The following is a 25,501-nucleotide window of genomic DNA, read 5'->3' as shown; positions in this document are numbered from 1 at the left end:
ATGACATGATAGAACTTTTCGTCATTAAAGAAACGGAATGGCTTGAGCTGGTAACTGAAAGTGTTTCCCTCGAAGGGCAACGGTATCAGGCGCCGCGATCGATCACGGCCAAGATCATTACGAAACAGGGAACCCATTCATATTACAGCGTATCTGAAGGGGATACAGTTTTATTTAAGTGGAAGGGCAAAGAACTGTTCCGGGGCATTGTGTTTTCTCGCAATCCGGAAGAACACTGGATGACTTTTACGGCTTATGATATGCTGCAATATTTGGTCAAGAACAAAGATGTTTATGTTTTCTCAAATCAACGTGCAGACGAGATTATAAAACGGTTGGCGCGAGATTTTCAGATTCCGACTACATCCATTGCAAATACAGGTTACACCATTAAATCATTAGTGTTTAAAGATGATACGAGCCTTTATGACATGATTCTAAAAGCCTTGAAACAAACGAAAAGCCAAACCGGAAGGAATTATCAATTATATTCTGCGAAGGGGAAGCTTGGCCTTCGCGCTTGGCCAGATCTGTCAGAAGTATGGGTGTTGGAGACGGGTGTGAACATCACCGGCTATCAATACAGCACTTCAATTAATGACACGGCCACAAAAGTAAAGCTCCGCCGGCAGAAAGACAATAAAACATACACAGCCACTGCAAGTGACAGCTCAGGGATCAGTAAATATGGTGTGCTTCAGTATGTCGAAACGGTTTCTGATAACATTAACCAGGCGCAGCTTCAGGAGCGTGCGAAAGTCAAACAGGCACAGAAAAAAGGTGTTAAAAAAGAACTCAAGAGTATTCAAGCGATTGGCATTCCGGATCTTCAGAGCGGGTTGCCCATCTATATCTCAATTCCGGAAGTCGGGGTTAAGAAAACATACTGGATCGATACAGACAAACACGAATTTAAAGGATCGACACACACGATGACCATTGATGTGGTTGAGAAAAATTCTATCCCTGATGGTGTTTCCTCATGAGATTAAGTGAAGCAATCAAACATTTGGCTGTCCGTGCAGTTGATTCTGAGTCGCCAGTGGATATTCTACCGGCTGAAGTGGTTTCCGTTTCCCCTGTTGAAATAAGGCTTAATGAAAATGACAAATTAATAATACCTGCTGATTTGATTATTGTTCCAAAGCGGCTGCGGGCCGGTGAAGAAGCATTAAATACAGGTGAGCGTGTGATGATTGTCTCCTTAAAAGGCGGGCAATCATTTTTTATTCTCGACAAAATATAGGAGGTGTTTGGAATGGCTTTGTCTCCGGAAATCGAGTTTGAGGATATAGAAGATGACAGCGAAGTCATAGAGACCTCGCAAACCTACAAAATAGATTTTGAAAATGGCCGTATCACAAATGAAATCATCACAGGCCTTGAAGCGATCAAGCAGTTTGTATATTTGTCTCTCCATACTGAGCGATACGCATATTCTGTTTACAGTCATGACATTGGAAATGAACTTCAAGACGTGCTGGCAGATAACGAAACAACAGACGCATATAAGAAAATGGAGATCCCTCGGCTGATAGAGGAAGCACTGATCTATGACGATCGGATTTCTGCTGTTACAGATTTTGAAATAGAAAAACAAGGCGAATCGTTCCGTGTCTCCTTTACAGTCGAGACTGACGAAGGAACATTGGAGATCGAGGAGGTGCTTGGCGAGGATGTTTGAAGATCAAACCTATGAATCGATTATGGATCGAATGTTGAACAGCATTTCAGCGGACATTGATAAAAGGGAAGGCAGCGTGATTTATAACGCGTTAGCTCCTGTAGCCGCAGAATTGGCCAAGTCTTATATTTGGCTCGATACTGTTCTGGAACTTGTCTTCTCAGACACGGCCCAAGGGGAATTTTTAGATCGACGAGCTACTGAAGCAGGCATTGAGCGGACTGCTGCCACAAAAGCAGTCAGGGCAGGGGAGTTTACTGAAGGCGTGACCATTCCTGTAGGGTCTCGCTTTTATGTTGATAATCTTTATTTTCAATACACAGCTGACGGGACGTTGGAGTGTGAAACAGCGGGGGAAGCAGGGAACGCAAACATATCCGGTCAGAATCTATTGTCATTAGACACTATACCTGGGCTTCAAAAAGCGATTGTGAAAGAGATTCTGATTCCTGGACGTGAAGAAGAGGATGATGACAGTTTAAGAGCTAGATATTTTACCCGCGTGCGTCGAGAAGCTGTCAGTGCCAATAAAGCACACTATAAACAATGGGCTGAAGAAGTAGACGGAGTGGGGAAGGTAAAGGTCTTTCCGCTTTGGAACGGGGACGGTACAGTCAAAATTGTCGTGACCAATGCTAACTTGGAACCTGCTTCCGATATTTTAATATCAAAGGTGAAAAACTATATTGATCCTGAACCCGGACAAGGTGAGGGACAAGCGCCAATAGGTGCCTTTGTCACAGTGGAGAGTGCGGTATGGAAAGAGGTTGAGATTTCAGCCGAGGTACTTCCCGAGGTCAATAGCTCTATCGATCAGGTAAAGCAAGAAATTGAATCAGGTGTTTTAAATCTTTTTAAAAAGATTGCCTTTGAAGATAACGTCATCCGTTTATCGCAGATTAATAATATCGTCTACAATTCACCTTCAGTAAGTGATTACGCAGATATTAAAATCAACGGCGTGGCCGAAAATTTGGTTCTGAGTGCCGTCGAAATCCCTAAATTGGGGCAGGTGAACATCATTGAGCAAACTCGATGAAATGACTGCTTACCTGCCGCCGTTCCTTACCAAGTTAAAGGAAATGGCTGAACTTCTTAAAGCGGAAGCTCCGGAATTTGAGAAGCAAAATAACAGCATCTTTGATCTGACAGATCAGCTGTTTGTTACTACGGCAACCTGGGGGCTTGAACGATGGGAAAAGATTTTGAACGTACCGCGGGAATCAGGTGACACCGATGAGATCCGCCGATTGCGCCTAATCTCTAAAATGTCCAATATACCGCCGGCAACATATAGGGCCATTGAACACGCGTTGAACCGGTTCCTGAAAAATCCGTCAGCTCAGGTTCGGCTGCTTCCCGGAGAGTACCGTTTTAAGGTTGATATTGATATAGATGATATGCAGCATATGAGCGAGCTCATAGAAACATTGGAGAATATGAAGCCAGCTCATTTGGCATATACCTTGCGAGCTGCTTTGAATGAGCCACTCCAAATAAAAGATACTGTCATTTTGAATAACAGAAGGTATCGAAAAGCAAGTGAGCTAAAGGTAGGTTATTCCGTCACGCTCAATAATAACGAGGTGGTCCTTGTATGATTACACAGCTTTATAGAGAGCGTACAGCTGCAGATTTGAAAAATAGAATATCGAAAGTGCTGCTGAATGGAAATGAAACAGAAATTGTGGAACTCACCATTCAGGGTGCCGTTGTCACGGTGCTTACTCAACGAGAGGAAGACATCAAACATATTAAGAGTGTTCAGATACTTGATGATCAAAACAACGTGATTACGGAAAGAACAACAGATTTAGACGTTAGTAATAATAGAACGCTAGATTTTAGGATTACTTTTGAGGTGGTTTAACAATGGCTTATGATGCAAAAACAGATTGGCTCCCGGACGATCCGATTAATGAAGATGATGTGAACCGTTGGGAGAAAGGCATTCAAGATGCGCATAAAGATTTAGCTGTACATAAAAATGACATGAACAACCCTCACAATACAACAAAGGCGCAAATCGGGCTAGGGAACGTTGATAATGTACAGCAAGCTTCGAAAAAAGAATTTGAAGAGCATCGTAATGATTTACAACGGCACATTACACCAGTGGAACGGGAGAATTGGAATGCAAAAGAAACAATTGTCGGAGCTCAGGAAAAAGCGGATAAGGCTTTATCGGATGCAAAATATTACGTGGATACCAACTATAAAAATAACAATCTGACGTTAATTACTGGAGACAATGCTATTCAAGATGCAAGAACAGGAGGGGAAGAATATCCTTTAGGACTGACCTTAATGGACATTGGGCAGGGAAATACTACAGGCTACCCCTTGGGTTATGGCATTGTCAAAAATGAAAAATATAATAATTACCGTTTCACTCAATACTTTTACGGAACAGGGAATGAGTCTGGGACTTACTATGACAGTACAGGAGTTTGGATTAGACACTGGTGGAGTGGTTCAGGCTGGACTCCGTGGCAAAAGATATCAGGTTTTGCTCATGCGAATATTGGAACTACAGGTGTTCAGTATTTAAAAAAGATTGATCACACTAAAATTGCATTTAACAGGGTCATCAAGGATAGCCATAATGCTTTTGATACTAAAAACAATCGATTTATTGCTCCGAACGATGGAATGTACTTAATCGGGGCAAGTATATATACCTTAAATTATACATCTTATATAAACTTTCATTTGAAGGTTTACCTAAATGGAAAAGCATATAAAACACTGCACCATGTAAGAGGAGACTTTCAGGAAAAGGATAATGGGATGAATCTTGGTTTAAACGGCAATGCGACTGTACCCATGAATAAAGGAGATTACGTTGAAATCTGGTGCTACTGTAATTACGGAGGAGACGAAACACTGAAAAGGGCAGTAGATGATAAAAATGGTGTATTTAACTTTTTTGATATACAAGAACTTGGAGGCCGAAACTATCCAAGATTTTAGGAGGTAACGATGAATATAGGTGAAGCTATTCTTTTTAAATACCCAACAGCTGATCCCACAAAGGATTTTATTGTCCAGAATAATGGTGATGGAACTCCCTCATATATAGCAGAGTGGAATATTAGGGCACCTATACCCACGGAAGCAGAGTTAAAAACTTGGTGGGAAGAGCTTCAGAGTACATCTGCATATGAACCACCAGTTCAAGTGGATCTACTTGCAAGAGAGTTGTCACAGGAAAAACTGGCTCGTAAACAGCTTGAAGAATTAAACCAAACTTTGGGAAGCGAGCTTTCAAAAATAAAGTTGCAACTGCTTACTCTACAAGGAGGGCAAGGTTCATGAATTATTGGGTGCTGGCTTTGCATTATAACTGGGCTTCTTCTGAAATGGTGAAACAGGCAATTCATCTCAAAGATTGTTCGCCCGAAGATTTACAGGAAGGAATAGAGAAAAAACTCATTACAGCTGAACAGTATAAAGAGATCACAGGAGAAGCCATTTAGGGCTTTTTTATTTTTCCTTAAAGGAGGTGGTTCCGTTGTAAACCCATGCTCACCACTAATGATCTACAATAGCAAGGAGGATTTATAATGGCATCATATAGTTTTCAATTTTCAACAGATGCAACTGGTAAGCCGGGGGCAGCCAAGCCATACAGAGAAGGAAACAGAGATTTTGTTGTGCCGGTAGCTTCAATCTCCGGTAATTCAGAGCTGCTGACGAACGCAGTTTTAAAAGCCACTGAAGTCTACACGCAATATGGACAAGATCGATTAGGTCAGGTTTTAATTTCAAAAGTAAAAGGTCACGCTTATTCTGATCGTGAAGGTACCTTATTCATTGAAGAAAGTAACGATATGAATTCATGGACCACAATCTCTTCATTGGTTGTTAAAGCAAATACGCTTGGCGAGACTGAGTGGATTCATTTAACTAAACGATATTTCCGTTTCAGATACGCAAATGGTAACCTGCAGCAATCTGAATTCTTACTTTACCAGTCATTGGGCGCAGGTGAAGAGGATATAAACATTAACCATACTGTTCCTATTACAGCAGTTGCTCCGTTCTCAGTCCAGTTAGATAAAAGCGGGTTAACTAATGATGGTCGTTTAAAAGTTCAAACTGAAGGCTTGAATCTTAGCTCATTAGACACTCAATCAAAAACAATGGATATTGTCTTTCACGATAAAACAGAAACCATAGGTGAGGGTAACCCATTCACCGTTGGATCATTCAAAACGTTGCTCATTGAGGTTTATGGGACGGCTGAGACAAGTGAATTGAAGTTCTGGGGTAAATCCTTATCGGGAACAAAAAGAGCCCTTAGAGGGCAGAAAGTGGATGACGGAACGTTTGCCACTAGCACAAAAGGAAAATCAGAAGCTTGGTCTTTTAGCATTACTGGCTTTAAAGAAATTGTTATGGAGCTTACAGCTTTAACAAATGGAAACTTTTCAGTTAGAGGGACGGCCGTCTCATAAGATCCGGCTGTCCTTTTTTATTTGCCTCGGAGGAGGTGATTAGAATGGAGGAGACAAGTTTGTTTATCAATTTTGAAACATTAGATTTAGCAAGAGTATATTTATTTGGAGGGGTGAAGTACCTTGATTTACTTCTAGTACTTAGCATAATTGACGTTTTAACAGGAGTAATCAAGGCATGGAAATTCAAAAAACTGCGAAGTCGAAGCGCATGGTTTGGCTATGTCCGCAAGCTACTCAATTTCTTTGCGGTCATTTTAGCAAACGTGATTGATACAGTACTCAATTTGAACGGTGTCTTAACCTTTGGTACCGTTCTTTTTTATATCGCTAATGAAGGTTTGTCAATAACTGAAAACTTAGCACAGATTGGTGTTAAAATACCATCATCAATAACAGATCGATTACAAACAATTGAGAACGAAAAAGAACAGAGTAAGAATAACGCAGACAAAGCTGCTGGCTAAGCCAGTGGCTTTTTTTATCTTACTGACAGAAGGAGAGAGGGTATATGGCCATTAAAGTTGTAAAGAATCTAGTCTCTAAATCAAAGTATGGATTGAAATGTCCTAATCCAATGAAAGCTGAATATATCACTATTCACAACACTGCGAATGATGCTTCAGCAGCCAATGAGATTTCTTACATGAAGAATAACTCTAGCTCAACAAGTTTTCACTTTGCAGTAGACGATAAACAAGTCATTCAAGGTATTCCAACGAATCGTAACGCTTGGCACACAGGAGATGGAACAAACGGTACAGGGAATCGCAAGTCTATTGGTGTCGAAATTTGTTATAGCAAGTCAGGAGGGGTACGATATAAGGCAGCGGAAAAGCTTGCTATTAAGTTTGTGGCTCAGCTACTTAAAGAACGTGGATGGGGTATTGATCGAGTCCGCAAACATCAAGACTGGAATGGTAAGTATTGCCCGCACCGCATTTTGTCAGAGGGAAGATGGATTCAAGTTAAGACTGCAATTGAAGCAGAATTGAAAAAGTTGGGCGGAAAAACAAACTCAAGCAAAGCAAGTGTAGCTAAAAAGAAAACAACAAACACAAGCAGCAAAAAAACGTCATATGCGCTACCATCCGGTATTTTTAAAGTGAAGAGCCCAATGATGAGAGGGGAAAAGGTAACACAAATTCAAAAAGCACTGGCTGCACTATACTTTTACCCGGATAAAGGAGCAAAAAACAACGGCATTGACGGCGTGTATGGTCCGAAAACAGCAGATGCAATTAGACGATTCCAGTCTATGTACGGGCTTACTCAAGACGGTATTTACGGACCAAAAACGAAAGCGAAACTTGAAGCTCTCTTGAAGTAAATAAATAGTCTCCTTGAGTATCTTTCTCAAGGAGATACTTATGTTTATTTTGTTACAGATAGTTCAAAATTATTCTAATATTTGAGTAAAAAGTATTATTTTTCTAGTCTGAACATAATGTTATCATTTACATGTAAATAATTTAAAAGAAAGGGATTGATTTCATGTTTAAGAAATTACTTTTAGCAACATCTGCATTAACATTCTCTTTATCATTAGTTCTTCCGTTGGATGGACATGCCAAAGCTCAAGAGGTAACATTACAGGCACAGCAGGAAGTCACTTATCAAACTCCCGTTAAACTATCCGAATTACCAACTAATACAACTGAACAATCTGGTGAATTTCACACAAATGGTATTAAAAAATGGATTGCTAAAGAAGCAATGAAGGCAACAGCCAGTGCGCTTCGACATGGTGGGAGAATTGTTGGTGAGGTAGTCGATGAGTTAGGTGGATCAGCAGGAAAAACATTCGCAAAACATACTGATGATGTAGCAGATGCTTTGGACGAGTTAGTTAAACGAGGTGACGTTGTGGAGGACGCAATTATTGACACGGTTTCCTCATATCTAATTGATGCTGGTGTAAAATCTTCTACAGCTAGAACTATTGCAAGTGTATTTACTTTCTTAGCTTTTTAATTGAGGTGATTTGAATTGGTAACAGTAGAAGAAAGGCTTGACAACCTAGAAAAAAAAGTCGAGAAGCAGGCTTTTCAACTAAGGTTAGTCCAACAATTAGCAGCTGATTATGATCGGTTTGGCTTATTTGATCAAGTTTTGGCCTATGATTTAAGTGAAAAACAGTATCAAGAATTAAGAGAGTTAACGAGCCAGTACACTGATAAGATTAAAAATGGCGAAGAGGTCTCTCTTCATAACTTTACTGAAGAATTTAAAAGAATTTTGAAAGATATTGAAAAAGAAGTGGATTTCGAAAAGTTTATTTCTCTCTGGTTAAAGGGACCAGAAGAAGGTTTTGGATTTTCTAAAGCTTTACATAACCATTTCTTTAATTAAAGATAAGGACCAGCCACATAATAAGCTGGTCTTTCTTTATTTTCCCTCAAGTTCGAACTCCTATGAACAGAATACCAGGTATCTATCCTTCCAAATATATTGTTATTAGCTTGAGGGTTTGTGTGTTTTTCTTCATTAATCATAGAATTCTCCTTACCTCAGTCATTTTCTTCTATTATTTGCAGCTGATTTCAAATTAAATAAAATAAGCCCTTCTCATTGAGAGGGGCTTATAAAGTGACTCTTCTTTATTAAAGTCATTAAACAACAGATTCTCTCTTTATATCAAAAATATCAATCTGTTTTGATTCCAGAAGATCTTGTAAATAATCTGAGCCGTGTTTTTCAGCTACTTGCAATTCTCCTTCGGATATAGGTAAAGCCATTAGCCAAGTAACATTTTTGTTACTAAATTCAAGTAGTTCTAAATCTTCCTCCCATAAAAATGGGGGAACGAACATAATATGTTTCATATCGGTTTCCTGATCATACATACTAATCACATTTTTAAAAATAACACCTGGTGCACAAGTGAAATTTGAGTTGATTATATTAAAGGCACAAGTTGATAAAACATTAGCATATATGTCTGAAGCTGACTCCATTGCAGCTACGATTTCTATCCGCAACGGAGTGCCATTCACCTCATAATTAATAGAATGATCCGACAAACCTAGAGTTGAATATGACGTGATACCTTCCTGAGGCTGGTCACTGACCGATAAAATATCAATGCTGCTACTCTTGTTATCATCCCAATATTTCGTAACCTTCGGTTTACCTCCAAAAGCTCCTAAAACTGTTCTAGCAATTACTTTATTTTCTTGTGTAACGCCCATTAGACAATCTCTCCTTAATCTCCAAAGTAATCATCCGTCATATCTTCCCCTTTATGACTCCTATTGGAGGAAGGTAATTCAGGTTGATAATGGTCTGGATTATTATGTTCATCTAAAAATTGCTTTCGACTAATATTTCTTTCCATTGCACTTTGTTGATGTTTTCTAAATTCATAACCTGGTTTATGACCCATATCCCATGGTTCATCTTTTTTCATTACCTGTTTTGTTAACGGGTCTTTAACAGATCCGGTTGAATCCTTAGCATTTTCCCAAACCTTATCTCTAACGCCTTTACGGAAATAAGTTGGTCTTTTGTACGTTTTAGGAACTTTAGGTTTTTTGCTGGTGTTAGTAGATGTTTCGCTAACTCGGGAACTCGATTTTGCATTAAGCTTTTTGTTAATTCCACGAGCTCCGAAAGGAACCAACATTGCCATTGCTCCACTAAGGCTCTGTTCTTGCCTCTCTTTAGAGACTTTATTCCCGAACATATCGCGTCCTGTTATGGCCTCGCTAAAACCATTTGCAGAAGCAAGTCCATAAAGTCCTTTGCTGGAGTTTTGAAGAGCATGGAATGTCTTAGGTGTTTTGTATACATCGAGAGCTTTGTCTGCTCTATACAATGCCTTACTTGTTGAATAAACAGATTTTCCGCCTTTAGCTAATTTACCTGCCCATCCTACGATAGGGATGTATCCTGCCGCAGCCATTGCACCGGCAGCGACCCGTTGTCCAGCAGTTAGCTTTTCGCCGGTAACAGGATCAACCCCATCAGCGGCTCTTTTATAATCATAATATCCAGAGACCTCTCCTGTAAAATTACAAACAGCATCCCAAGACTTTTCATACCATGGTCTGTTCGCCAGTTCTTCTTGTTCTTTTGCTATTCTTCTTTGTTCCGCCTGTTGGTCCTTAAAAGAGATGTAGTCTGTTGATTGTTTCTTTACATCCTCAGTCATCTTGTGAATCTCACTGTCTCTATAAGCCATCGCATTATAGTGAATAGGAGAGGCGCTTTTGCCTTTTGCTGTCGCATTCATTAAAGCTTGATAATCAGCTTGAATCATTTGTTCATTTGCTTCTGATAGTCCGTATTCTGATGTTAAGTTTTCGTCAACTTCATCCATTTTCTCAATGGCTTCTTTTCGTTTCTTTTCGGCAGACGAAAGTTCATTTTTAAAAGTTTCTGTCGAGAACAGATCCAAAGGCAGTATATCGTTGATATCATTTAATATATCTTGCATGGCTTTTTTCTGTTCAGACATGATGGATTTTGATTTGGTGGAGGCGTTAGCAAGCTCATGCGCTAAAAAGGTTTCTTCTATGTAGGCATCTGATAAGTTGGCGTCTTCTAAGAAACCAGGAATACTCGTTAAGAAAGAAATTTTCATCTCAATTAAATCAATCCATTGGTCAGCAATGCCAGCTTGATCTTCATAAAATGATTTGATGTTATTAGCACCTTTGCCTGAAAACTCGCTATCATCTAAATCTGCAACAGCTTTGAACGCTTTCTTTAATTTGACCATTTTACTTTTTAAATCTTTGTATTCCTTTGCTCGCTTTTCAGCCTCGGTGAGCAAGGTTTTGGCTTCAAATACTTTCATGATCATATCCTTTCATTTAATCGTCATAACAAAATATTACCATGGAAGAATGATGAAACTAACTGTTATGTGGATCAAATGGTGGAAATGAATCATTCGATCTGTGTCATTTTACCTATTTGTTAATCCTTTCAATGAAAGGGGACTTTCCAATTGTAACATCGCCATCATGAAAAAATTCGATAACGTAGCCAAATTCACTAAACATAAAAGTATCTGATCCAACGGCAGTTACATCATCAATTACGTTTAAGGCATGCACAAGACTGGTTTTTAATGCTGGCTGTTCTCCGTAACCCCAAAGAATAATAATGTTCCTATCTTTAAAATGGTGGTTAGCTAGCCAATCGTAAATCTCTTCCTCGTAAACTATAGATTGATGACAACAAACTTCTTCCCACTTGATTCGTCCCCAAGATGTAAAGGGAAAACTGTTTGAAAGCAGTTCATAATATTTTGTCGTTAAGTCTTCTGATAAGATTTCTTTGTTTTTCCCTAGAGCTTCTAAGCATTCATCAAATAAGTCCAAGATGTTCACCTCAAAAGCTTTATGTATGATGGATTTTTTCAGTATTAGAAATAAGAAAAAGCCGTTATGAAACGGCTAAAGGGAAACAGAACTAATGTTGTTTATCGAATCAAACAAGGAATTCATGAGTAGGTGCTAGAGTTACATTCCGGGATGCTTCCTTCATTTCGCCATTAGACATAGATCCGAAAAAGGCAAGTCCAATTAAAACGGCGGATAAACTGATAAACAATTTAGATTTCATACATGCATTCCCCTTTCGATATTTGCTTTTGAGCATATACCATCTTCTTGAAACAGATGATACTATCCTCTATTTTTCCATTATAATCGAAAAGGTTGCCTCCTAACAATGCCAGCTCTTCCAGATAAGGGTATCCTTTGCCATTCTCTAAACGAGAGAAAATGTTGAGGAGTTTAGGTGTATCGCCATTTCTTATATAAAGAACGTCTAATGCTTCAAATAAGTTCATAAAAAGTTCGTCTTTAAAATCTACAGCACTTCTAATTCCTTTGCGGAAGCAATCCATTGCTTGTTCTTTTTTGCCTTGTTTAAAATAAATCAATGCTAGGTCATGATAAGCTTGCGGAAGTACGTCAGAGTTAATTTTTCTGTATTGAACCAAGGCTTGTTCGATGTAACGAGCAGCCTTATTTAAGTTGTCCATTTTGTGATAACAATTGCCGAGATTGAAAAACGCAGTGGCATAGATATGAGTATTTTTACTTTTAAGCAGCTCAGCACCTTTTAAAGCTTCTTGAAGGTGGGGGAGAGCTTTCTCATGATTTTCAAGGTCATCATAGTTACCGGCAATGACAAAATGGCACTGTATACGCCGAACAGAATAAAGCTCGTGTTTTTTATAGATGTTATATGAAAGCTCAGCGTAATGCATCGAAATGTGTGTCATTTTCATATGATAATAGACTTCAGACAGTTTAAAATAAAACTCAGCTTTTTCAATCTTGTCGGAGATTGTAGGAATTTTGCGTTCAGCTTTTTTGTAATATGTAATGGCCTTTGTGTATTCACCGTTTCTAAACTCATACATCCCGCGGAAGAAGTTATAATAATATGCCCGCATATTGTCTAGCTTCTTCTTATGCCCTTCGATTTTCTTTAAATATTCTGAAAGTTCCATTCGGTTTTCATCGGATGGCATCGTGTATTCCAACATGATTTTATGGCGGAAGGCCATTAATTGATAATAAATAAGCAAATCTTGATCTTCTTCCATAACCTCTATATCACGTTCGATTTCAGCTTTTAACATTTCAGCATCAGTAACGTTGAATTTTTGAATATGCCTATGCCATTCATTAATCTTCATTCCCACTTCAGCTGATGTGATTGATATCAAGATATTCACCCTTCCCTTAACTCTACTAGTAATGTAAATATTAACAAGTTTTTGTTCGCAGAAAAAGGCAATAGGGCACCGCAATTTAAATTTTCGGTGAGACCGCAATAACTTTTTTATTACACTTGTTGGCCTCTCATCTTCTTGTTTTAGTTAGTCAATTTGTCTAGAAGATCACCAATTACATAGCATCAAATACAAGTCAATGAAGGTGTACCTCACCAAATGCACAATTAATCTCACGTCACATATTATAAGTTATAAAAAGCCACTTTAACTTTAAAGCAATGAATTGAGTTGGTTTAACTTGACATGCTGCATCATTGAAAAACTTAAACGAATTCAAAGTGAAAAACAAATAAAAGTTGATGAATGTTTTGCTGTAACACCAGTTTTTTTAATTAATCAAGAAGGAGAACATTTTATTGCATCTGGCATATCGAATGGAGAACTATTTCAGACGTGTTATTTTAAAGTTATTTCGGTTAATGAACTGCGAAAATGTGTTGTGCTAGAATTACTCGTTCCTTGTTGTATGAAAACATTATGTGCCAATAAGGTTTTGTATCGTTCAGATTCACGTATTTTGATTGATATTTCATTTTTTTGTGGTATTGGTGAAGTTAAAATTCCTGTATATGATTATCTGATTTTAAAACCAAGTATAAAAGATAAATTTGAAATTTGTTTTTTAACAAATGAAAATAAAACAGGAGTTCTATGGAACAACGAATCTAACTTTGCTAATACTGCTACAGTCACTCTTCATCATAAAGATACCAAGAATTCTTCGATTAAAATTATTCTTCAGACTAAAGAAAATATATATTCATTAGGTGTGAATAAAGGAGAAAGTTGCTCTATTACGGTTAAAGATCTTGAGTGTCTTAAGATCGAATCATCAAAAAGAAAATCGAAAGGACAAATAGATGTTCAGCTGAATCACATTATTAAATCTATTAAATATTTTTAAGTTTGGTTGATTATCCAATCGAAATTGTTTTTAATAACATATTTTTATAAAGATAATATGAATGAGGAGGATAATTATGGCTATTTTGGGCGGTTGTAGTAACGAGCAAACGGGTTTTGTAAACGATGCTGTATGTTTCACGATTGATTTGGGGGATACTGGAGCTGTAGCTACACCAGTTTGGGAAGACGCAACTTCTTTTGTTATAAATGGAACAATAATGGTAGAAAACAATGGGATTGTAGGAGTAGGCCCCACAGCTTCTCTTACAGTTAATGGAACAGCAGTTGCGGGATTTACAGTAGCACCAGGAGAAAGTAGATCAATCACTTTGAATGATATCAACTCAATAGGTATTGTTGGGGCAGGGGGAACTGGAACAGCAAATGTGACCGTTTCTTTTTCATTAAATTATCAATATTAATCAGTTTGTATCTTTGATTCCACAAACTTTTGCTGAAAGTAGTGACAGAAATGTGCGCTCAACTTAACGCATGTGGAGGTAGTAGTAGAGGACCAACAGGACCAACAGGACCGACCGGAGCAACGGGAGCAACCGGACCAACGGGTGCAACCGGAATAACAGGAGCAACCGGACCAACGGGTGCAACCGGAATAACAGGAGCAACCGGACCAACGGGAGTAACGGGAATAACCGGACCAACGGGTGCAACAGGACCAACCGGAGCAACGGGAGCAACAGGGGCAACCGGAATAACGGGAGCAACAGGAATAACGGGACCAACCGGACCAACGGGTGCAACCGGAATAACAGGAGCAACCGGACCAACGGGAGTAACGGGAGCAACAGGAATAACCGGACCAACAGGAATAACCGGACCAACAGGAACAGGCGGAAGTGTAACAGGAAACTCTATGTATGCATCTAATACAGTTGGTAGTACAATTGCAGTGGTACTGGGTGGTTCCCCAGTACCCTTACCGAACAATCAAAGCTTAGACGGTTTTACAGTAAATGGAGGTAATAATATGTTTACTGTGCCAGTGGCAGGACGTTATTATCTCTCATATCAAATCAATACCACTCTTTCATTACTTGCTGGTTCTAGATTAATGCGTAATGGTGATCCAATACCAGGTTCAATCATTTCTCCAGCAGTATCAACTTCTAGTTACAATGATGATGTGTTCGCTACTTTGGATGCAGGAGACAGAATATCACTTCAATTATTCGGAGTAGTAGCTACAGTTATTCTTTTAGGAGGGGGATCAACCGGAGCAGCCTTGACTATCATTCGATTAAACTAATAAGTTATAAAAAGGAATTCAAATGAGTTCCTTTTTTATTTGTCTTTAATTACAATTTCAAAGTTATGTACATCTTAAGGGATATGTGTAGATACACGAACTTGTCACTAATGAAAGTTCGAATAACCGATGCTGACCAGAAACGGCTTGTTTTCGCATTTGGCTTTTTCAAAGTCTTCTTCTCTCCAAGGGAACCAGTCAAACAGGGGTGTGGGTGTATTGTAGTAAATATGGAGACTTCTCAGCATTAGTCTATTGAGTTTATTGTGACAAGGTGGGTTCCTATTTATTTGAGCTTTGTTTGCCCATAAACGAAACTCTAGACTAGGAGCCACATTTATAATGTACGATGAATAAGCGTTTTCATATCATTAAGACTGTGTAAGCTGAATGGGGAGGATCACTCCTTATATTTTTGCATTTACATAAAGTAAGCTATAATAAGTAAAGGAATTCCTGTTGAGAATCTCTTTACTAGCCCTTTAAGACATTGTTTCATCTTTAGCAACTGGATGAGTTCTGATGAATAATCATACGATATTTACAATCGTTCTCCCTCTTACTTGTCCTTCCAATATTTCAGGAAGAACGTTAGGAAGTTGATCTAAAGTAATTTCTTGTGAAATAAATTCCTCTAAACTAGATGGTTTAAAATCTGTTGCTACACGATGCCATGTTTTTAACCGTGTTTCCATTGGACAATATACAGAATCAATCCCAAGTAAATTAACACCTCTTAAGATGAATGGAAAAACAGTAGTTGGCAGTTTTGTTCCAGCTGTTAATCCACTAACAGCAACGGAACCTCCATATTGAATTTGGCTTAAGATAGAGGCAAGAGGTTCCCCGCCTACAGGATCAACAGCTGCCGCCCATTTTTGTGATCCTAAGGCTTTAACCTTCCCTCCATAGGTCATATCCCGTGAAATAATTGTACTAGCTCCAAGTTTTCGTAAGTAATCATATTCTGATTCTTTACCTGTACTAGCTTCTACTTGATAACCGAGAGAGTTAAGGAATGAAACAGCAAAACTACCAACACCACCTGTTGCTCCTGTTACCAGAACTTTTCCTTTTTCAGGAGATAGGTTGTTTTCTTCTAGACGTTGAATAGACAGTGCCGCTGTGAAGCCAGCTGTTCCTACTATCATTGCTTCTTTGAGGGTCAAATTATCGGGTAAAGGTACAATCCAGTCTCCAGGGAGACTTGCATATTCGCTAAAACCGCCAAAATGAGAAACACCTATATCATAACTTGTGGCAATCACCTTATCCCCCTCTTTAAAGCGAGGATCATTAGAAGAAATGACTACACCTGCTAAATCTATACCCGGTATAAATGGGTATTTTCTTACGATTTTCCCATTGGGGTTCCCTGCAAGTCCATCTTTGTAGTTAATTCCAGAGTAGTGTACTTGGATGTGGACATCACTTTCTGGTAAAAACGCTGGAGAAACATTCTTTACTTTAATTGAAAATTCATCATCAACTTTGTTTACAACTAGAGCCTTGAATTCGTCTTTCATTTTATAAATCCTCCAATATGCTATCTTGATGTGAAACCACTTTAAGTATACACAATTATTCTGACCGGTCAAACTATTTTGTCTGGTCAGAATAATTTTGTGTGGATTTCATGAACTGTTGTATACTAATTGAAGGTTAGCTTTCTGGAGGTTTATTATGAAGAAAAAAGCAGAAGAAAGAAAGAATCAGATATTAAGGGCAGCTTTCCAAGCTGTGTCAACACAAGGTTATAATTCAGTTACACTACAAAGTATTGCTGATCACGCAGGAGTTAGTAAGGGCGTCGTGCATTATTACTTTGATAATAAGGAAGATACCCTTTCTCAACTACTTGAGTGGATTACAAATAAAATTTATAAACATGAATTGAAAGCAGTGGATTCGGAATCTACGCCACTGGATAAGTTGAAAGCTTATGTAAATTCAATATTTGTCTCTCCCGAGGAAAATGAAAAGTTTTACAAGGTTTATTTAGATTTCTTGTCTCAGGCAACCCGAAATGAAACGTACAGGAAAATTAACCATAGCTTTTATCAACAGTGCTGGGGCATCACATCTAACATTATTATTTTTGGACAGGAAACAGGAGTATTTGACCAAAGTATAGATGTTGAAAAAGCTTCAAAAACAATGCGATCTATTGTAGATGGATTGCTCATTCAATGGCTAATGAGTGAAGATATAAATTCACATGAATATTATAAAGAGATTTGTTATCAGAGCTTTTTAAGTCTTCTAAAGCTCACTTAATTCTATTGGTTCAATCTCTACTCTTTACGTAACAGAAAAAGATATAGCGAATATAAAAACAGAAATGAGGCCTGAAGTATAACAAGCGTTGAGGTAAGCAAGGATTATAGTGCTAGCCTTAAAACCATATAATGAATGACTTCACTACTTCATAAGCATTCACTTTATTTAAGATACCAAACTATATTGGTATCTTTTTTGTTTTGGAGTTTTATTAAATCTTCTTTAGGATTTCATGACTTGCACCAAAGTAAGGTTATTCTTGTTTGAAAAAATGGAATCTAAACAAAACCTATGCGTAAAATCTTAAAAGACCTTAAAAGAGTCTTTTTTTGTTATGAAATAACATAATTCAACAAAAATTAACAAATATTAACATGATCGTATTGTTGTTATAGGGTCTCTTTAGTATTTTTTTAAAAAGAGAGAATGAGGAAGGGGCTATGTAATTTGTCTTGCACATTTCTTTTTGTAACAACATTAAATATTGACTTTGTGATAAGACAATAATTTGTTTTAGAAAATAAAAAGGAGAAAACAAATGTTAAAATCAGATTATTCTGCAATTGAAAAGAAGGAATATTCTAAGAGAAAAACAGCGAGAACTTCACTTTATCAGACAGTTTGGCGATGGCATTTTTATGCGGGTTTGATCTTTTTGCCTTTCTTACTTATATTGGCTGTCACAGGTGGTGTGTACTTGTTTAAGCCTCAAATCGAAAATCATTTATACAAAGATCTATACGAGGTTCAGGCAGAATCAAAAACAGTCTCTCCATCAGTACAATTTGAAGCAATAAAAGAAAGGTATCCTGACGCTGAAATAATAAAATATAGACCCAGTGATCATCCAGAACGATCTGCCGAAGTGGGTATTGTTTCCAAAGACAGTTCCTATATTGTGTTTGTTAATCCACATAATGGGCAAATTATAGGGCAACTTGCTGATGATAATCGAATAATGGATAAAATCGAAGAATTTCACGGTGAATTAATGGCAGGAACAGCAGGGGACAGAATTGTGGAATTAACAGCTTGTTGGGCGCTAATACTTATCGTGACCGGTATTTATTTATGGTGGCCCAGAAATAGAATGAAGGTACGGGGTGTCATGATTCCCAGAGTTACAAAAGGAAAGAAAATATTGACTAGGGATTTACATGCAGTACCTGCATTCTGGATTTCTGCAGGCATGTTATTTTTGGTTTTAACGGGATTACCATGGTCTGGTTTATGGGGAAACACATTTCAGCAATTAACTACAAATTCAGGATTCGGATATCCTCCATCTATTTGGGTTGGAGAAGCTCCGACATCAACTCAAACAAAAGAAGTTGCCGATGTCCCTTGGGCAGCTGAGAATCTAGAAGTTCCTGTTTCAAGTAACTTTCTATTGATGATGTTGTAACGATTGCAGAAGAACAAAACATTACGCCTGGTTATGATATTTACATTCCTCAAAAAACTGACGGAGTTTATACAATGTCCGTTTTTCCGCCCAAAGCACAAGATGAGGCAACGATGCATATAGATCAATACACGGGGGCTGTCCTAGCAGATTATCGTTATGACAACTACGGCACTATGGGAAAAATAATTGCTCTTGGAATAACTCTTCACAAAGGGACACAGTTTGGACTGGTTAACCAATTGATCGGTTTAATGATCTGTATTGGAATTGTAGCAGTTGGGATAAGTGGATTTATTCTTTGGTGGAAACGTAAACCTGCCGGAAAGTTAGGGGCACCAAAATCTCCCGAACTCAAAACCATGAAACTCCTAATACTTATCATCATAATGTTTGGTGTCCTATTCCCTTTGGTAGGAATATCTCTTGTGCTAGTCTGGATAATTGATAATCTCCTCATTAAAAGGATTTCAAAGTTGAAAACCATAATAAATTAATAAAAATTGATTGATTAGTGAGGTCGATTTGAATAGTAGAGGATTGTCTTTCTTTTTCCTAATCATATTAATGCTCCTATTAACTTCATGCACTGTTGATCCTAATGCTGCTGACCAGTATGTACAATCAAAACAACTTGATGTAGAGATAATTTTACCTTCTAGCCTATCAAAGAATAAAGAACAAAATTTAAAAATGAAACTGACGCAAGAAGGAAAAAAAGTAGAGTATGCAACGAATGTAAAGTTTGAGATATGGAAAGAAAATCATAAAGAGCATTTAGAAGTGGTAGAAGCTGAGTATGAAAACAATGGGATATACGTTGCTACAAAGACATTTACTGATGATGGCTTATATAATATTAAAGCAGATGTAAAAACAAGAGACGCACATGTAATGCCCACCAGACAGGTTATAGTCGGTAAGCTACTTGAAGAGGACAAGAACGTTTTTAAACCTGATAACAAAAAGCATCAAGAGCATCAAAATCATCACTAATCTAAGTGCATACTGTTTTAGAGATAATACCAATATGTTTACTTTTTACTCAATTAAAGATCGTTTGTTGGTGTTAAAATAAAAAAATCCAGAAAGTCCGGCGTTATACGTTTTGAGGGCTGAGTGTGCATGAACGTCTAAACGCAGACTTAAACCTGGATTTTTGTTTTTTGTGATAAGCAAATACTACTTACCCATTAAAGCATTAACCATTTAATTAATATTCATTCGGATTTATGAAAAAGTAATTAGACATTCACCTCCTTCGTGCTCCCGCAATACATTATGATAAATGCCTTCGGAGGTGGATTTATTGACTGAGTTATATGCTAAAAGTGATCTTGAAAAAATTAAAGAAACGCTACCTGGTTGGCAATTAGATTCGTTTAACTATTTGAATGAAAAAATAGGTGATAAAGAAAATAAATTTCCTTGTATACCGGGAAGGCAAGCATTTTTAAGCGACCAGCTGCGAATTGCTTTTGTCGGTGATCCTAGGAATCCCGAGACTGCGAAGGAATTAGCGCCATTGCTTACTCGGTATGGAACTATTTCACGAGAGACAGGAAAGTATGCATCATTAACTGTAATATTTCATACACCAGAAGAATTACTGACTGATTACAAAATTGAGGATTACGAATCGTTGTTTTGGCAGTTGCTCAATTCATTGAGTATGGAAGATCCAGCTGATTGGCCAGATGATATACCAGAAAATCCAGATAACTTTCAATGGGAATACTGTTTTAATGGAGAACCATATTTTGTTCTGTGTGCTACACCGGCTCACAGCAAAAGAAAAAGCAGAAGTTTTCCTTATTTTATGTTGACGTTTCAGCCTAGATGGGTTTTTGAGGATCTAAATGATACTACTGCATTTGGACGAAATATGAGTAAGCAAATTCGAAAAAGGCTTGAGGCATATGATGAAGTACCTATCCATCCGCATTTAGGATGGTATGGAAAAAAAGACAATCTGGAGTGGAAACAGTACTTCTTGCGAGATGATGAAAATCAAGTGTCACAATGCCCTTTTATGAAAATGAAGAACTTATTCAAAAAGAAAAGGTCTGATTAAATTGTTTAAAACCTTATGTGGAAGGATGGATTGAATGGCTTATATCTTCACATAAGGTTTTAATTGATGATAAATCTGTGTGCTCTGACTAAATACGTATTATCTCGAATTATTATCGATTCTACATATTCACAAAAATTATTTAATGTTTTTTTCTTGAAATTAGAAATTAGCGTTTATGATCTCCGTTGCTGTAGTAGCAAAGTAGCGATGGAGGAAATAATAAAAATGGAAAACCTCTATCTGGTTACACAAGCTTTTAGCGGGTTTTACAATTAATCAAAATAAATTGATTTATTTGCTTGCATTAATTTAAAAATCATGAGTATAATAAATACATCAAAAAAAATTGATTAAAGAAGGCGATATGAATGGATGAGACGAAATCAGAACTGCTACGGAAATATGAACAAAAATTTAAGGCTCTTGCTGATCAGAAACGATTAGAGATCATGTATGAACTTTGTCAAAGGGGAAAAACCTGTGTTTGTGATCTGACTGAGATTTTTGAGGTGACGCAATCTAAACTTTCTTATCATCTAAAAATTTTATTGGATGCCAACTTAATAACGAAAGAGACAAAGGGAACATGGAGTTATTATGATCTAAATGATGAGGAAGTAAATGGTTTATTATCAGAAGAGCTTTGTTGTATATTTAGAAAAAAAGGTGAAGGAGATTGCTGCTAAAAAAATTTTTTAGGTATTATATCAAATTTTTTTGATTAATATATAAGAGGGGGAATTAAAATGAAATATGTTCATGTAGGGGTTAACGTTGTCAGTTTAGAGAAATCGATCAATTTTTATGAAAAAGTTTTTGGAGTAAAGGCTGTAAAAGTAAAAACAGACTATGCAAAGTTTCTATTAGAGACTCCTGGACTGAATTTCACTTTAAATGTCGCAGATGAGGTGAAGGGAAATCAAGTGAATCATTTTGGATTCCAAGTAGATAGTTTGGAAGAAGTTTTGAAACACAAGAAAAGGCTTGAAAAAGAAGGGTTTTTTGCACGTGAAGAAATGGATACGACTTGTTGTTATGCAGTCCAAGATAAATTTTGGATTACTGATCCAGATGGGAACGAGTGGGAATTTTTCTATACCAAATCGAACAGCGAGGTTCAAAAACAAGATTCCTCCTCTTGTTGTGTAACACCGCCAAGTGATATTACAACGAACTCTTGCTGTTAGTAAAAAAGGTGAGGATAAAGTAATGAAACGTTTATCTTTTTTAGACCGTTATTTAACCATCTGGATTTTTCTTGCGATGGCATTGGGGATAGGATTAGGTTTTATATTTCCGAGTTTTGTTGGTGGATTAAACAAATTACAAGTAGGAACTACATCTATCCCTTTAGCTATTGGATTAGTATTAATGATGTATCCACCACTAGCAAAGGTTCGATATGAAGAAATTGGACGGGTATTTAAAGATATTAAAGTGTTAATTTTATCTTTAGTGCAAAACTGGATCATCGGACCGACTCTCATGTTTATTTTGGCTATCATCTTTTTGCCAGATAAACCGGAGTATATGATTGGGCTTATTATGATTGGATTAGCTCGCTGTATTGCGATGGTTATTGTTTGGAATGACTTATCAAAAGGTGATACGGAATACGCGGCAGGATTAGTTGCTTTCAACTCAATTTTCCAAATGCTTTTTTTCTCAGTTTATGCTTACATTTTTGTAACAGTTATTCCGCAATGGTTAGGGATGGAAGGAGCAGTAGTGAATATTACGATGGCAGAAGTCGCAAAATCAGTATTCATTTACCTTGGAGTTCCTTTTATTGCAGGAATGGTGACACGTTATATTTTTGTAAAAGTGAAGGGCAAAGAATGGTATGAAAAAGTGTTCATTCCTAAGATTAGTCCAATTACGTTAATTGCTTTGCTATTTACAATTATCGTCATGTTTTCCTTAAAAGGTGATGTAATTGTTAGCTTGCCGTTAGATGTTGTCCGAGTTGCGATTCCATTATTGATTTACTTTGTTTTAATGTTCTTTGTTTCCTTCTTTTTAGGGAAGAAAATCGGGGCAAACTATGCTGTAACTACTACTTTAGCTTTTACAGCAGGAAGCAATAACTTTGAATTAGCGATTGCTGTAGCTGTTGGTGTATTTGGAATTCATTCGGGTGCAGCATTTGCCGCCGTAATTGGTCCGCTTGTAGAAGTGCCAGTCATGATAGCACTTGTTAAGGTTGCTTTATGGTTTCAACGAAAATACTTTGGAAGTCACTCGATGTAGAGGTGGAATATATGGAGAATAAAATCATTTACTTTTTATGTACAGGGAACTCTTGCCGGAGCCAAATGGCTGAAGGATGGGCTAAACAATATTTAGGTGATGAGTGGAAAGTGTATAGCGCGGGGATAGAAGCACATGGATTAAATCCGAATGCTGTTAAAGCGATGAAGGAAGTTGGTATAGATATCTCTAATCAAACGTCAGATATAATCGATTCTGATATTCTGAACAATGCTGATTTAGTTGTTACGCTTTGTGGAGATGCTGCTGATAAATGCCCGATGACGCCTCCACATGTAAAACGTGAGCATTGGGGTTTTGATGATCCGGCAAGAGCACAAGGGACAGAAGAAGAAAAATGGGCGTTTTTCCAAAGAGTTCGTGATGAAATAGGGAATAGGTTGAAGGAATTTGCTGAAACAGGGAAATAAATAAACTCTTTTGTTAAAGGATGCATATTTATATGTGTCCTTTTTTTATTAATGTCTAGCTATACGAACTTGACACCAGTGAAATGTCATTAACTATCTAACAATGAAAAACACTACTCCATTGTACTCTCAAATAATAATAAATCATTGAAAACTATAATAAGCGAATGTTGAGGCATAGAAAATAAAATCTTTTCTATTGAGGACCTAAAGGAGTGTAGAAAAGTCACAACAACTTTTTTTAAATTTTTTGCATATTCATTGAAACGTTTAATAACACTATAGTTTAATTTAAAATCTCCTCATTTGGACAAACAGCTGTTACATAGCATTACCCAAGGGGTGATGCATTTTATGAAAGTGATAATCATCGAGGGACCGCAAGCTGACAAATGCATTAACGATTGCTATCATTATTTAATAAAACTTTATAGGAAGGAGATTCAGGGTGATAGCAATATATGTAAGGGTATCGACCGAGGAACAAGCGATCAAGGGATCGAGCATCGACAGCCAAATCGAGGCCTGTATAAAGAAAGCAGGGACTAAAGATGTGCTGAAGTATGCAGATGAAGGATTTTCAGGAGAGCTTTTAGAACGTCCGGCTTTGAATCGCTTGAGGGAGGATGCAAGCAAGGGACTTATAAGTCAAGTCATTTGTTACGATCCTGACCGTCTTTCTCGGAAATTAATGAATCAGCTAATCATTGATGACGAATTGCGAAAGCGAAACATACCTTTGATTTTTGTAAATGGTGAATACGCCAATTCTCCAGAAGGTCAATTGTTTTTCGCAATGCGCGGGGCAATCTCAGAATTTGAAAAAGCCAAAATCAAAGAACGGACATCAAGCGGCCGACTTCAAAAAATGAAAAAAGGCATGATCATTAAAGATTCTAAACTATATGGCTATAAATTTGTTAAAGAGAAAAGAACTCTTGAGATATTAGAAGAGGAAGCAAAAATCATTCGGATGATTTTTAACTATTTCACCGATCATAAAAGCCCTTTTTTCGGCAGAGTAAATGGTATTGCTCTACATTTAACTCAGATGGGGGTTAAAACAAAAAAAGGCGCCAAAGTATGGCACAGGCAGGTTGTTCGGCAAATATTAATGAACTCTTCCTATAAGGGTGAACATAGACAGTATAAATATGATACAGAGGGTTCCTATGTTTCAAAGCAGGCAGGGAACAAATCTATAATTAAAATAAGGCCTGAAGAAGAACAAATCACTGTGACAATTCCAGCAATTGTTCCAGCTGAACAATGGGATTATGCTCAAGAACTCTTAGGTCAAAGTAAAAGAAAACACTTGAGTATCAGCCCTCACAATTACTTGTTATCGGGTTTGGTTAGATGCGGAAAATGCGGAAATACCATGACAGGGAAGAAAAGAAAATCACATGGTAAAGACTACTATGTATATACTTGCCGGAAAAATTATTCTGGCGCAAAGGACCGCGGCTGCGGAAAAGAAATGTCTGAGAATAAATTGAACCGGCATGTATGGGGTGAAATTTTTAAATTCATCACAAATCCTCAAAAGTATGTTTCTTTTAAAGAGGCTGAACAATCAAATCACCTGTCTGATGAATTAGAACTTATTGAAAAAGAGATAGAGAAAACAAAAAAAGGCCGCAAGCGTCTTTTAACGCTAATCAGCCTAAGCGATGACGATGATTTAGACATAGATGAAATCAAAGCACAAATTATTGAACTGCAAAAAAAGCAAAATCAGCTTACTGAAAAGTGTAACGAAATCCAGTCAAAAATGAAAGTCCTAGATGATACGAGCTCAAGTGAAAATGCTCTAAAAAGAGCCATCGACTATTTTCAATCAATCGGTGCAGATAACTTAACTCTTGAAGATAAAAAAACAATTGTTAACTTTATCGTGAAAGAAGTTACCATTGTGGATTCTGACACCATATATATTGAAACGTATTAAAGAGGGGTGTATGCACCCCCCTTTTGTAAT

32 protein-coding genes and 3 pseudogenes are annotated in these 25,501 nt (G+C 37.4%); 27 read left to right on the top strand and 8 right to left on the bottom strand.

Going from position 1 to position 25,501, the window contains the following annotated elements; genetic code table 11:
• Nucleotides 1-5: 5 nt before the first annotated feature.
• From NSQ83_RS13225 to NSQ83_RS13160, 14 genes are all read left to right on the top strand, one after another.
• Nucleotides 6-986: a hypothetical protein gene (locus NSQ83_RS13225; protein WP_004398524.1), complete on the top strand. Its 981-nt coding sequence runs from the start codon at nucleotides 6-8 to the stop codon at nucleotides 984-986.
• Nucleotides 983-1,246 carry a DUF2577 family protein gene (locus tag NSQ83_RS13220; protein WP_003229938.1) on the top strand — a complete coding sequence of 88 codons (264 nt, stop codon included), beginning with the start codon at nucleotides 983-985 and terminating at the stop codon, nucleotides 1,244-1,246. The genes NSQ83_RS13225 and NSQ83_RS13220 overlap by 4 nt, the downstream gene beginning before the upstream one ends.
• Nucleotides 1,247-1,258: 12 nt before the next feature.
• On the top strand, nucleotides 1,259-1,684 hold the full coding sequence (locus NSQ83_RS13215) for a DUF2634 domain-containing protein (RefSeq protein WP_004398572.1): 426 nt from the start codon (nucleotides 1,259-1,261) through the stop codon (nucleotides 1,682-1,684).
• The gene (locus NSQ83_RS13210; protein WP_003229940.1) at nucleotides 1,677-2,723 is read left to right on the top strand and encodes a baseplate J/gp47 family protein; all 1,047 of its coding nucleotides are present in this window, start codon (nucleotides 1,677-1,679) and stop codon (nucleotides 2,721-2,723) included. The genes NSQ83_RS13215 and NSQ83_RS13210 overlap by 8 nt, the downstream gene beginning before the upstream one ends.
• Nucleotides 2,707-3,285 carry a YmfQ family protein gene (locus NSQ83_RS13205; protein WP_003229941.1) on the top strand — a complete coding sequence of 193 codons (579 nt, stop codon included), beginning with the start codon at nucleotides 2,707-2,709 and terminating at the stop codon, nucleotides 3,283-3,285. Before NSQ83_RS13210 ends, NSQ83_RS13205 begins: the two co-directional genes overlap by 17 nt.
• Complete coding sequence (locus NSQ83_RS13200) at nucleotides 3,282-3,554, top strand: hypothetical protein (protein ID WP_003229942.1); 273 nt, start codon at nucleotides 3,282-3,284, stop codon at nucleotides 3,552-3,554. Before NSQ83_RS13205 ends, NSQ83_RS13200 begins: the two co-directional genes overlap by 4 nt.
• Before the next feature lie 2 nt (nucleotides 3,555-3,556).
• A complete protein-coding gene (locus tag NSQ83_RS13195; protein WP_003229943.1) occupies nucleotides 3,557-4,657 on the top strand; it encodes a pyocin knob domain-containing protein in 1,101 nt (366 codons plus the stop codon).
• Between the two features lie 9 nt (nucleotides 4,658-4,666).
• Entirely contained in the window at nucleotides 4,667-5,002 is a 336-nt protein-coding gene (locus NSQ83_RS13190) for an XkdW family protein (protein WP_009967793.1), read from the top strand.
• A complete protein-coding gene (locus NSQ83_RS13185; RefSeq protein ID WP_003229944.1) occupies nucleotides 4,999-5,163 on the top strand; it encodes an XkdX family protein in 165 nt (54 codons plus the stop codon). Before NSQ83_RS13190 ends, NSQ83_RS13185 begins: the two co-directional genes overlap by 4 nt.
• 87 nt (nucleotides 5,164-5,250) lie before the next feature.
• A complete protein-coding gene (locus NSQ83_RS13180) occupies nucleotides 5,251-6,144 on the top strand; it encodes a hypothetical protein (protein ID WP_003246010.1) in 894 nt (297 codons plus the stop codon).
• 44 nt (nucleotides 6,145-6,188) lie between these two features.
• Nucleotides 6,189-6,611 (top strand): holin family protein, encoded by a 423-nt coding sequence (locus NSQ83_RS13175; RefSeq protein WP_003246208.1) that lies wholly within the window; start codon nucleotides 6,189-6,191, stop codon nucleotides 6,609-6,611.
• A 44-nt stretch (nucleotides 6,612-6,655) separates the two neighbouring features.
• Complete coding sequence (gene cwlA / locus NSQ83_RS13170) at nucleotides 6,656-7,474, top strand: N-acetylmuramoyl-L-alanine amidase CwlA (protein WP_003229946.1); 819 nt, start codon at nucleotides 6,656-6,658, stop codon at nucleotides 7,472-7,474.
• Between the two features lie 164 nt (nucleotides 7,475-7,638).
• The gene (locus tag NSQ83_RS13165) at nucleotides 7,639-8,118 is read left to right on the top strand and encodes a hypothetical protein (RefSeq protein ID WP_004399085.1); all 480 of its coding nucleotides are present in this window, start codon (nucleotides 7,639-7,641) and stop codon (nucleotides 8,116-8,118) included.
• A gap of 15 nt (nucleotides 8,119-8,133) precedes the next feature.
• The gene (locus NSQ83_RS13160; RefSeq protein WP_003229947.1) at nucleotides 8,134-8,496 is read left to right on the top strand and encodes a hypothetical protein; all 363 of its coding nucleotides are present in this window, start codon (nucleotides 8,134-8,136) and stop codon (nucleotides 8,494-8,496) included.
• Here NSQ83_RS13160 and NSQ83_RS13155 read toward each other — a convergent pair.
• The 6 genes and pseudogenes from NSQ83_RS13155 to rapE all read right to left on the bottom strand — a co-directional run bounded on the left by NSQ83_RS13155 (nucleotide 8,493) and on the right by rapE (nucleotide 12,835).
• Nucleotides 8,493-8,639: a hypothetical protein gene (locus NSQ83_RS13155; protein ID WP_009967791.1), complete on the bottom strand. Its 147-nt coding sequence runs from the start codon at nucleotides 8,637-8,639 to the stop codon at nucleotides 8,493-8,495. The genes NSQ83_RS13160 and NSQ83_RS13155 overlap by 4 nt on opposite strands.
• A 117-nt stretch (nucleotides 8,640-8,756) precedes the next feature.
• Nucleotides 8,757-9,335, bottom strand: a complete 579-nt coding sequence (yqcF, locus tag NSQ83_RS13150; RefSeq protein WP_015714310.1) for a type VII secretion system immunity protein YqcF — start codon at nucleotides 9,333-9,335, stop codon at nucleotides 8,757-8,759.
• Nucleotides 9,336-9,349: 14 nt separating this feature from the next.
• Complete coding sequence (gene yqcG, locus NSQ83_RS13145; protein WP_204551337.1) at nucleotides 9,350-10,945, bottom strand: LXG family T7SS effector endonuclease toxin YqcG; 1,596 nt, start codon at nucleotides 10,943-10,945, stop codon at nucleotides 9,350-9,352.
• Nucleotides 10,946-11,314: 369 nt separating this feature from the next.
• Nucleotides 11,315-11,474, bottom strand: a pseudogene (locus NSQ83_RS13140) (hypothetical protein).
• A 109-nt stretch (nucleotides 11,475-11,583) separates the two neighbouring features.
• Nucleotides 11,584-11,718, bottom strand: coding sequence for a phosphatase RapE inhibitor PhrE (gene phrE / locus NSQ83_RS13135; RefSeq protein ID WP_014114495.1), 135 nt, complete (start codon nucleotides 11,716-11,718; stop codon nucleotides 11,584-11,586).
• Nucleotides 11,708-12,835, bottom strand: coding sequence for a response regulator aspartate phosphatase RapE (rapE, locus tag NSQ83_RS13130; RefSeq protein ID WP_015714307.1), 1,128 nt, complete (start codon nucleotides 12,833-12,835; stop codon nucleotides 11,708-11,710). Before rapE ends, phrE begins: the two co-directional genes overlap by 11 nt.
• A gap of 307 nt (nucleotides 12,836-13,142) precedes the next feature.
• Here rapE and NSQ83_RS13125 point away from each other — a divergent pair, with 307 nt between their 5' ends.
• The 3 genes from NSQ83_RS13125 to NSQ83_RS13115 all read left to right on the top strand — a co-directional run bounded on the left by NSQ83_RS13125 (nucleotide 13,143) and on the right by NSQ83_RS13115 (nucleotide 15,077).
• The gene (locus tag NSQ83_RS13125; RefSeq protein WP_015714306.1) at nucleotides 13,143-13,808 is read left to right on the top strand and encodes a CotZ-related putative spore coat protein; all 666 of its coding nucleotides are present in this window, start codon (nucleotides 13,143-13,145) and stop codon (nucleotides 13,806-13,808) included.
• Nucleotides 13,809-13,884: 76 nt separating this feature from the next.
• A complete protein-coding gene (locus tag NSQ83_RS13120) occupies nucleotides 13,885-14,232 on the top strand; it encodes an S-Ena type endospore appendage (RefSeq protein ID WP_015714305.1) in 348 nt (115 codons plus the stop codon).
• Between the two features lie 50 nt (nucleotides 14,233-14,282).
• Nucleotides 14,283-15,077 (top strand): hypothetical protein, encoded by a 795-nt coding sequence (locus tag NSQ83_RS13115; RefSeq protein ID WP_339238509.1) that lies wholly within the window; start codon nucleotides 14,283-14,285, stop codon nucleotides 15,075-15,077.
• Between the two features lie 107 nt (nucleotides 15,078-15,184).
• Here NSQ83_RS13115 and NSQ83_RS13110 read toward each other — a convergent pair whose 3' ends face one another.
• Both NSQ83_RS13110 and NSQ83_RS13105 read right to left on the bottom strand, forming a co-directional pair.
• Complete coding sequence (locus NSQ83_RS13110) at nucleotides 15,185-15,325, bottom strand: DUF255 domain-containing protein (protein ID WP_231940260.1); 141 nt, start codon at nucleotides 15,323-15,325, stop codon at nucleotides 15,185-15,187.
• A gap of 282 nt (nucleotides 15,326-15,607) precedes the next feature.
• Nucleotides 15,608-16,603: an acryloyl-CoA reductase gene (locus NSQ83_RS13105; protein WP_029318099.1), complete on the bottom strand. Its 996-nt coding sequence runs from the start codon at nucleotides 16,601-16,603 to the stop codon at nucleotides 15,608-15,610.
• Between the two features lie 157 nt (nucleotides 16,604-16,760).
• On the opposite strand from NSQ83_RS13105, the gene NSQ83_RS13100 reads away from it, so the two are divergent.
• From NSQ83_RS13100 to spoIVCA, 10 genes and pseudogenes are all read left to right on the top strand, one after another.
• The gene (locus tag NSQ83_RS13100; protein ID WP_015714302.1) at nucleotides 16,761-17,354 is read left to right on the top strand and encodes a TetR/AcrR family transcriptional regulator; all 594 of its coding nucleotides are present in this window, start codon (nucleotides 16,761-16,763) and stop codon (nucleotides 17,352-17,354) included.
• A 541-nt stretch (nucleotides 17,355-17,895) separates the two neighbouring features.
• A pseudogene (locus tag NSQ83_RS13095) lies at nucleotides 17,896-19,259 on the top strand (PepSY domain-containing protein).
• 28 nt (nucleotides 19,260-19,287) lie between these two features.
• Complete coding sequence (locus NSQ83_RS13090) at nucleotides 19,288-19,758, top strand: FixH family protein (protein ID WP_015714301.1); 471 nt, start codon at nucleotides 19,288-19,290, stop codon at nucleotides 19,756-19,758.
• Nucleotides 19,759-20,071: 313 nt separating this feature from the next.
• Nucleotides 20,072-20,836, top strand: coding sequence for a YqcI/YcgG family protein (locus tag NSQ83_RS13085; protein ID WP_004398670.1), 765 nt, complete (start codon nucleotides 20,072-20,074; stop codon nucleotides 20,834-20,836).
• 371 nt (nucleotides 20,837-21,207) lie between these two features.
• Complete coding sequence (gene arsR, locus NSQ83_RS13080) at nucleotides 21,208-21,525, top strand: arsenical resistance operon transcriptional regulator ArsR (protein WP_004399122.1); 318 nt, start codon at nucleotides 21,208-21,210, stop codon at nucleotides 21,523-21,525.
• 60 nt (nucleotides 21,526-21,585) lie between these two features.
• Nucleotides 21,586-22,026 carry an ArsI/CadI family heavy metal resistance metalloenzyme gene (locus NSQ83_RS13075; RefSeq protein ID WP_003229954.1) on the top strand — a complete coding sequence of 147 codons (441 nt, stop codon included), beginning with the start codon at nucleotides 21,586-21,588 and terminating at the stop codon, nucleotides 22,024-22,026.
• 22 nt (nucleotides 22,027-22,048) lie between these two features.
• Complete coding sequence (gene acr3 / locus NSQ83_RS13070; RefSeq protein ID WP_004398718.1) at nucleotides 22,049-23,089, top strand: arsenite efflux transporter Acr3; 1,041 nt, start codon at nucleotides 22,049-22,051, stop codon at nucleotides 23,087-23,089.
• Nucleotides 23,090-23,100: 11 nt separating this feature from the next.
• Complete coding sequence (locus NSQ83_RS13065) at nucleotides 23,101-23,520, top strand: thioredoxin-dependent arsenate reductase (protein WP_004398596.1); 420 nt, start codon at nucleotides 23,101-23,103, stop codon at nucleotides 23,518-23,520.
• 354 nt (nucleotides 23,521-23,874) lie between these two features.
• Nucleotides 23,875-24,053, top strand: a pseudogene (locus NSQ83_RS13060) (hypothetical protein).
• Nucleotides 24,011-25,471: a site-specific DNA recombinase SpoIVCA gene (gene spoIVCA, locus NSQ83_RS13055; RefSeq protein ID WP_223257626.1), complete on the top strand. Its 1,461-nt coding sequence runs from the start codon at nucleotides 24,011-24,013 to the stop codon at nucleotides 25,469-25,471. The pseudogene NSQ83_RS13060 and the gene spoIVCA overlap by 43 nt, the downstream one beginning before the upstream one ends.
• Nucleotides 25,472-25,501: the final 30 nt, after the last annotated feature.

This window comes from Bacillus sp. PS217, assembly GCF_037963535.1.
GTDB lineage: Bacteria > Bacillota > Bacilli > Bacillales > Bacillaceae > Bacillus > Bacillus subtilis.
The sequence above is the reverse complement of the archived record's forward strand: the minus strand, read 5'-3'. Positions and strand labels throughout refer to the sequence as shown.

Bases quoted from the DNA above. Each gene is read 5' to 3' on its own strand.
- NSQ83_RS13225 (WP_004398524.1), top strand. From the start codon at position 6: ATGATAGAACTTTTCGTCATTAAAGAAACGGAATGGCTTGAGCTGGTA.
- NSQ83_RS13220 (WP_003229938.1), top strand. From the start codon at position 983: ATGAGATTAAGTGAAGCAATCAAACATTTGGCTGTCCGTGCAGTTGAT.
- NSQ83_RS13215 (WP_004398572.1), top strand. From the start codon at position 1,259: ATGGCTTTGTCTCCGGAAATCGAGTTTGAGGATATAGAAGATGACAGC.
- NSQ83_RS13210 (WP_003229940.1), top strand. From the start codon at position 1,677: ATGTTTGAAGATCAAACCTATGAATCGATTATGGATCGAATGTTGAAC.
- NSQ83_RS13200 (WP_003229942.1), top strand. From the start codon at position 3,282: ATGATTACACAGCTTTATAGAGAGCGTACAGCTGCAGATTTGAAAAAT.
- NSQ83_RS13195 (WP_003229943.1), top strand. From the start codon at position 3,557: ATGGCTTATGATGCAAAAACAGATTGGCTCCCGGACGATCCGATTAAT.
- NSQ83_RS13190 (WP_009967793.1), top strand. From the start codon at position 4,667: ATGAATATAGGTGAAGCTATTCTTTTTAAATACCCAACAGCTGATCCC.
- NSQ83_RS13185 (WP_003229944.1), top strand. From the start codon at position 4,999: ATGAATTATTGGGTGCTGGCTTTGCATTATAACTGGGCTTCTTCTGAA.
- NSQ83_RS13180 (WP_003246010.1), top strand. From the start codon at position 5,251: ATGGCATCATATAGTTTTCAATTTTCAACAGATGCAACTGGTAAGCCG.
- NSQ83_RS13175 (WP_003246208.1), top strand. From the start codon at position 6,189: ATGGAGGAGACAAGTTTGTTTATCAATTTTGAAACATTAGATTTAGCA.
- cwlA (WP_003229946.1), top strand. From the start codon at position 6,656: ATGGCCATTAAAGTTGTAAAGAATCTAGTCTCTAAATCAAAGTATGGA.
- NSQ83_RS13165 (WP_004399085.1), top strand. From the start codon at position 7,639: ATGTTTAAGAAATTACTTTTAGCAACATCTGCATTAACATTCTCTTTA.
- NSQ83_RS13155 (WP_009967791.1), bottom strand. From the start codon at position 8,639: ATGATTAATGAAGAAAAACACACAAACCCTCAAGCTAATAACAATATA.
- yqcF (WP_015714310.1), bottom strand. From the start codon at position 9,335: ATGGGCGTTACACAAGAAAATAAAGTAATTGCTAGAACAGTTTTAGGA.
- yqcG (WP_204551337.1), bottom strand. From the start codon at position 10,945: ATGAAAGTATTTGAAGCCAAAACCTTGCTCACCGAGGCTGAAAAGCGA.
- phrE (WP_014114495.1), bottom strand. From the start codon at position 11,718: ATGAAATCTAAATTGTTTATCAGTTTATCCGCCGTTTTAATTGGACTT.
- NSQ83_RS13120 (WP_015714305.1), top strand. From the start codon at position 13,885: ATGGCTATTTTGGGCGGTTGTAGTAACGAGCAAACGGGTTTTGTAAAC.
- NSQ83_RS13115 (WP_339238509.1), top strand. From the start codon at position 14,283: ATGTGCGCTCAACTTAACGCATGTGGAGGTAGTAGTAGAGGACCAACA.
- NSQ83_RS13110 (WP_231940260.1), bottom strand. From the start codon at position 15,325: ATGCTGAGAAGTCTCCATATTTACTACAATACACCCACACCCCTGTTT.
- NSQ83_RS13105 (WP_029318099.1), bottom strand. From the start codon at position 16,603: ATGAAAGACGAATTCAAGGCTCTAGTTGTAAACAAAGTTGATGATGAA.
- NSQ83_RS13100 (WP_015714302.1), top strand. From the start codon at position 16,761: ATGAAGAAAAAAGCAGAAGAAAGAAAGAATCAGATATTAAGGGCAGCT.
- arsR (WP_004399122.1), top strand. From the start codon at position 21,208: ATGGATGAGACGAAATCAGAACTGCTACGGAAATATGAACAAAAATTT.
- NSQ83_RS13075 (WP_003229954.1), top strand. From the start codon at position 21,586: ATGAAATATGTTCATGTAGGGGTTAACGTTGTCAGTTTAGAGAAATCG.
- acr3 (WP_004398718.1), top strand. From the start codon at position 22,049: ATGAAACGTTTATCTTTTTTAGACCGTTATTTAACCATCTGGATTTTT.
- NSQ83_RS13065 (WP_004398596.1), top strand. From the start codon at position 23,101: ATGGAGAATAAAATCATTTACTTTTTATGTACAGGGAACTCTTGCCGG.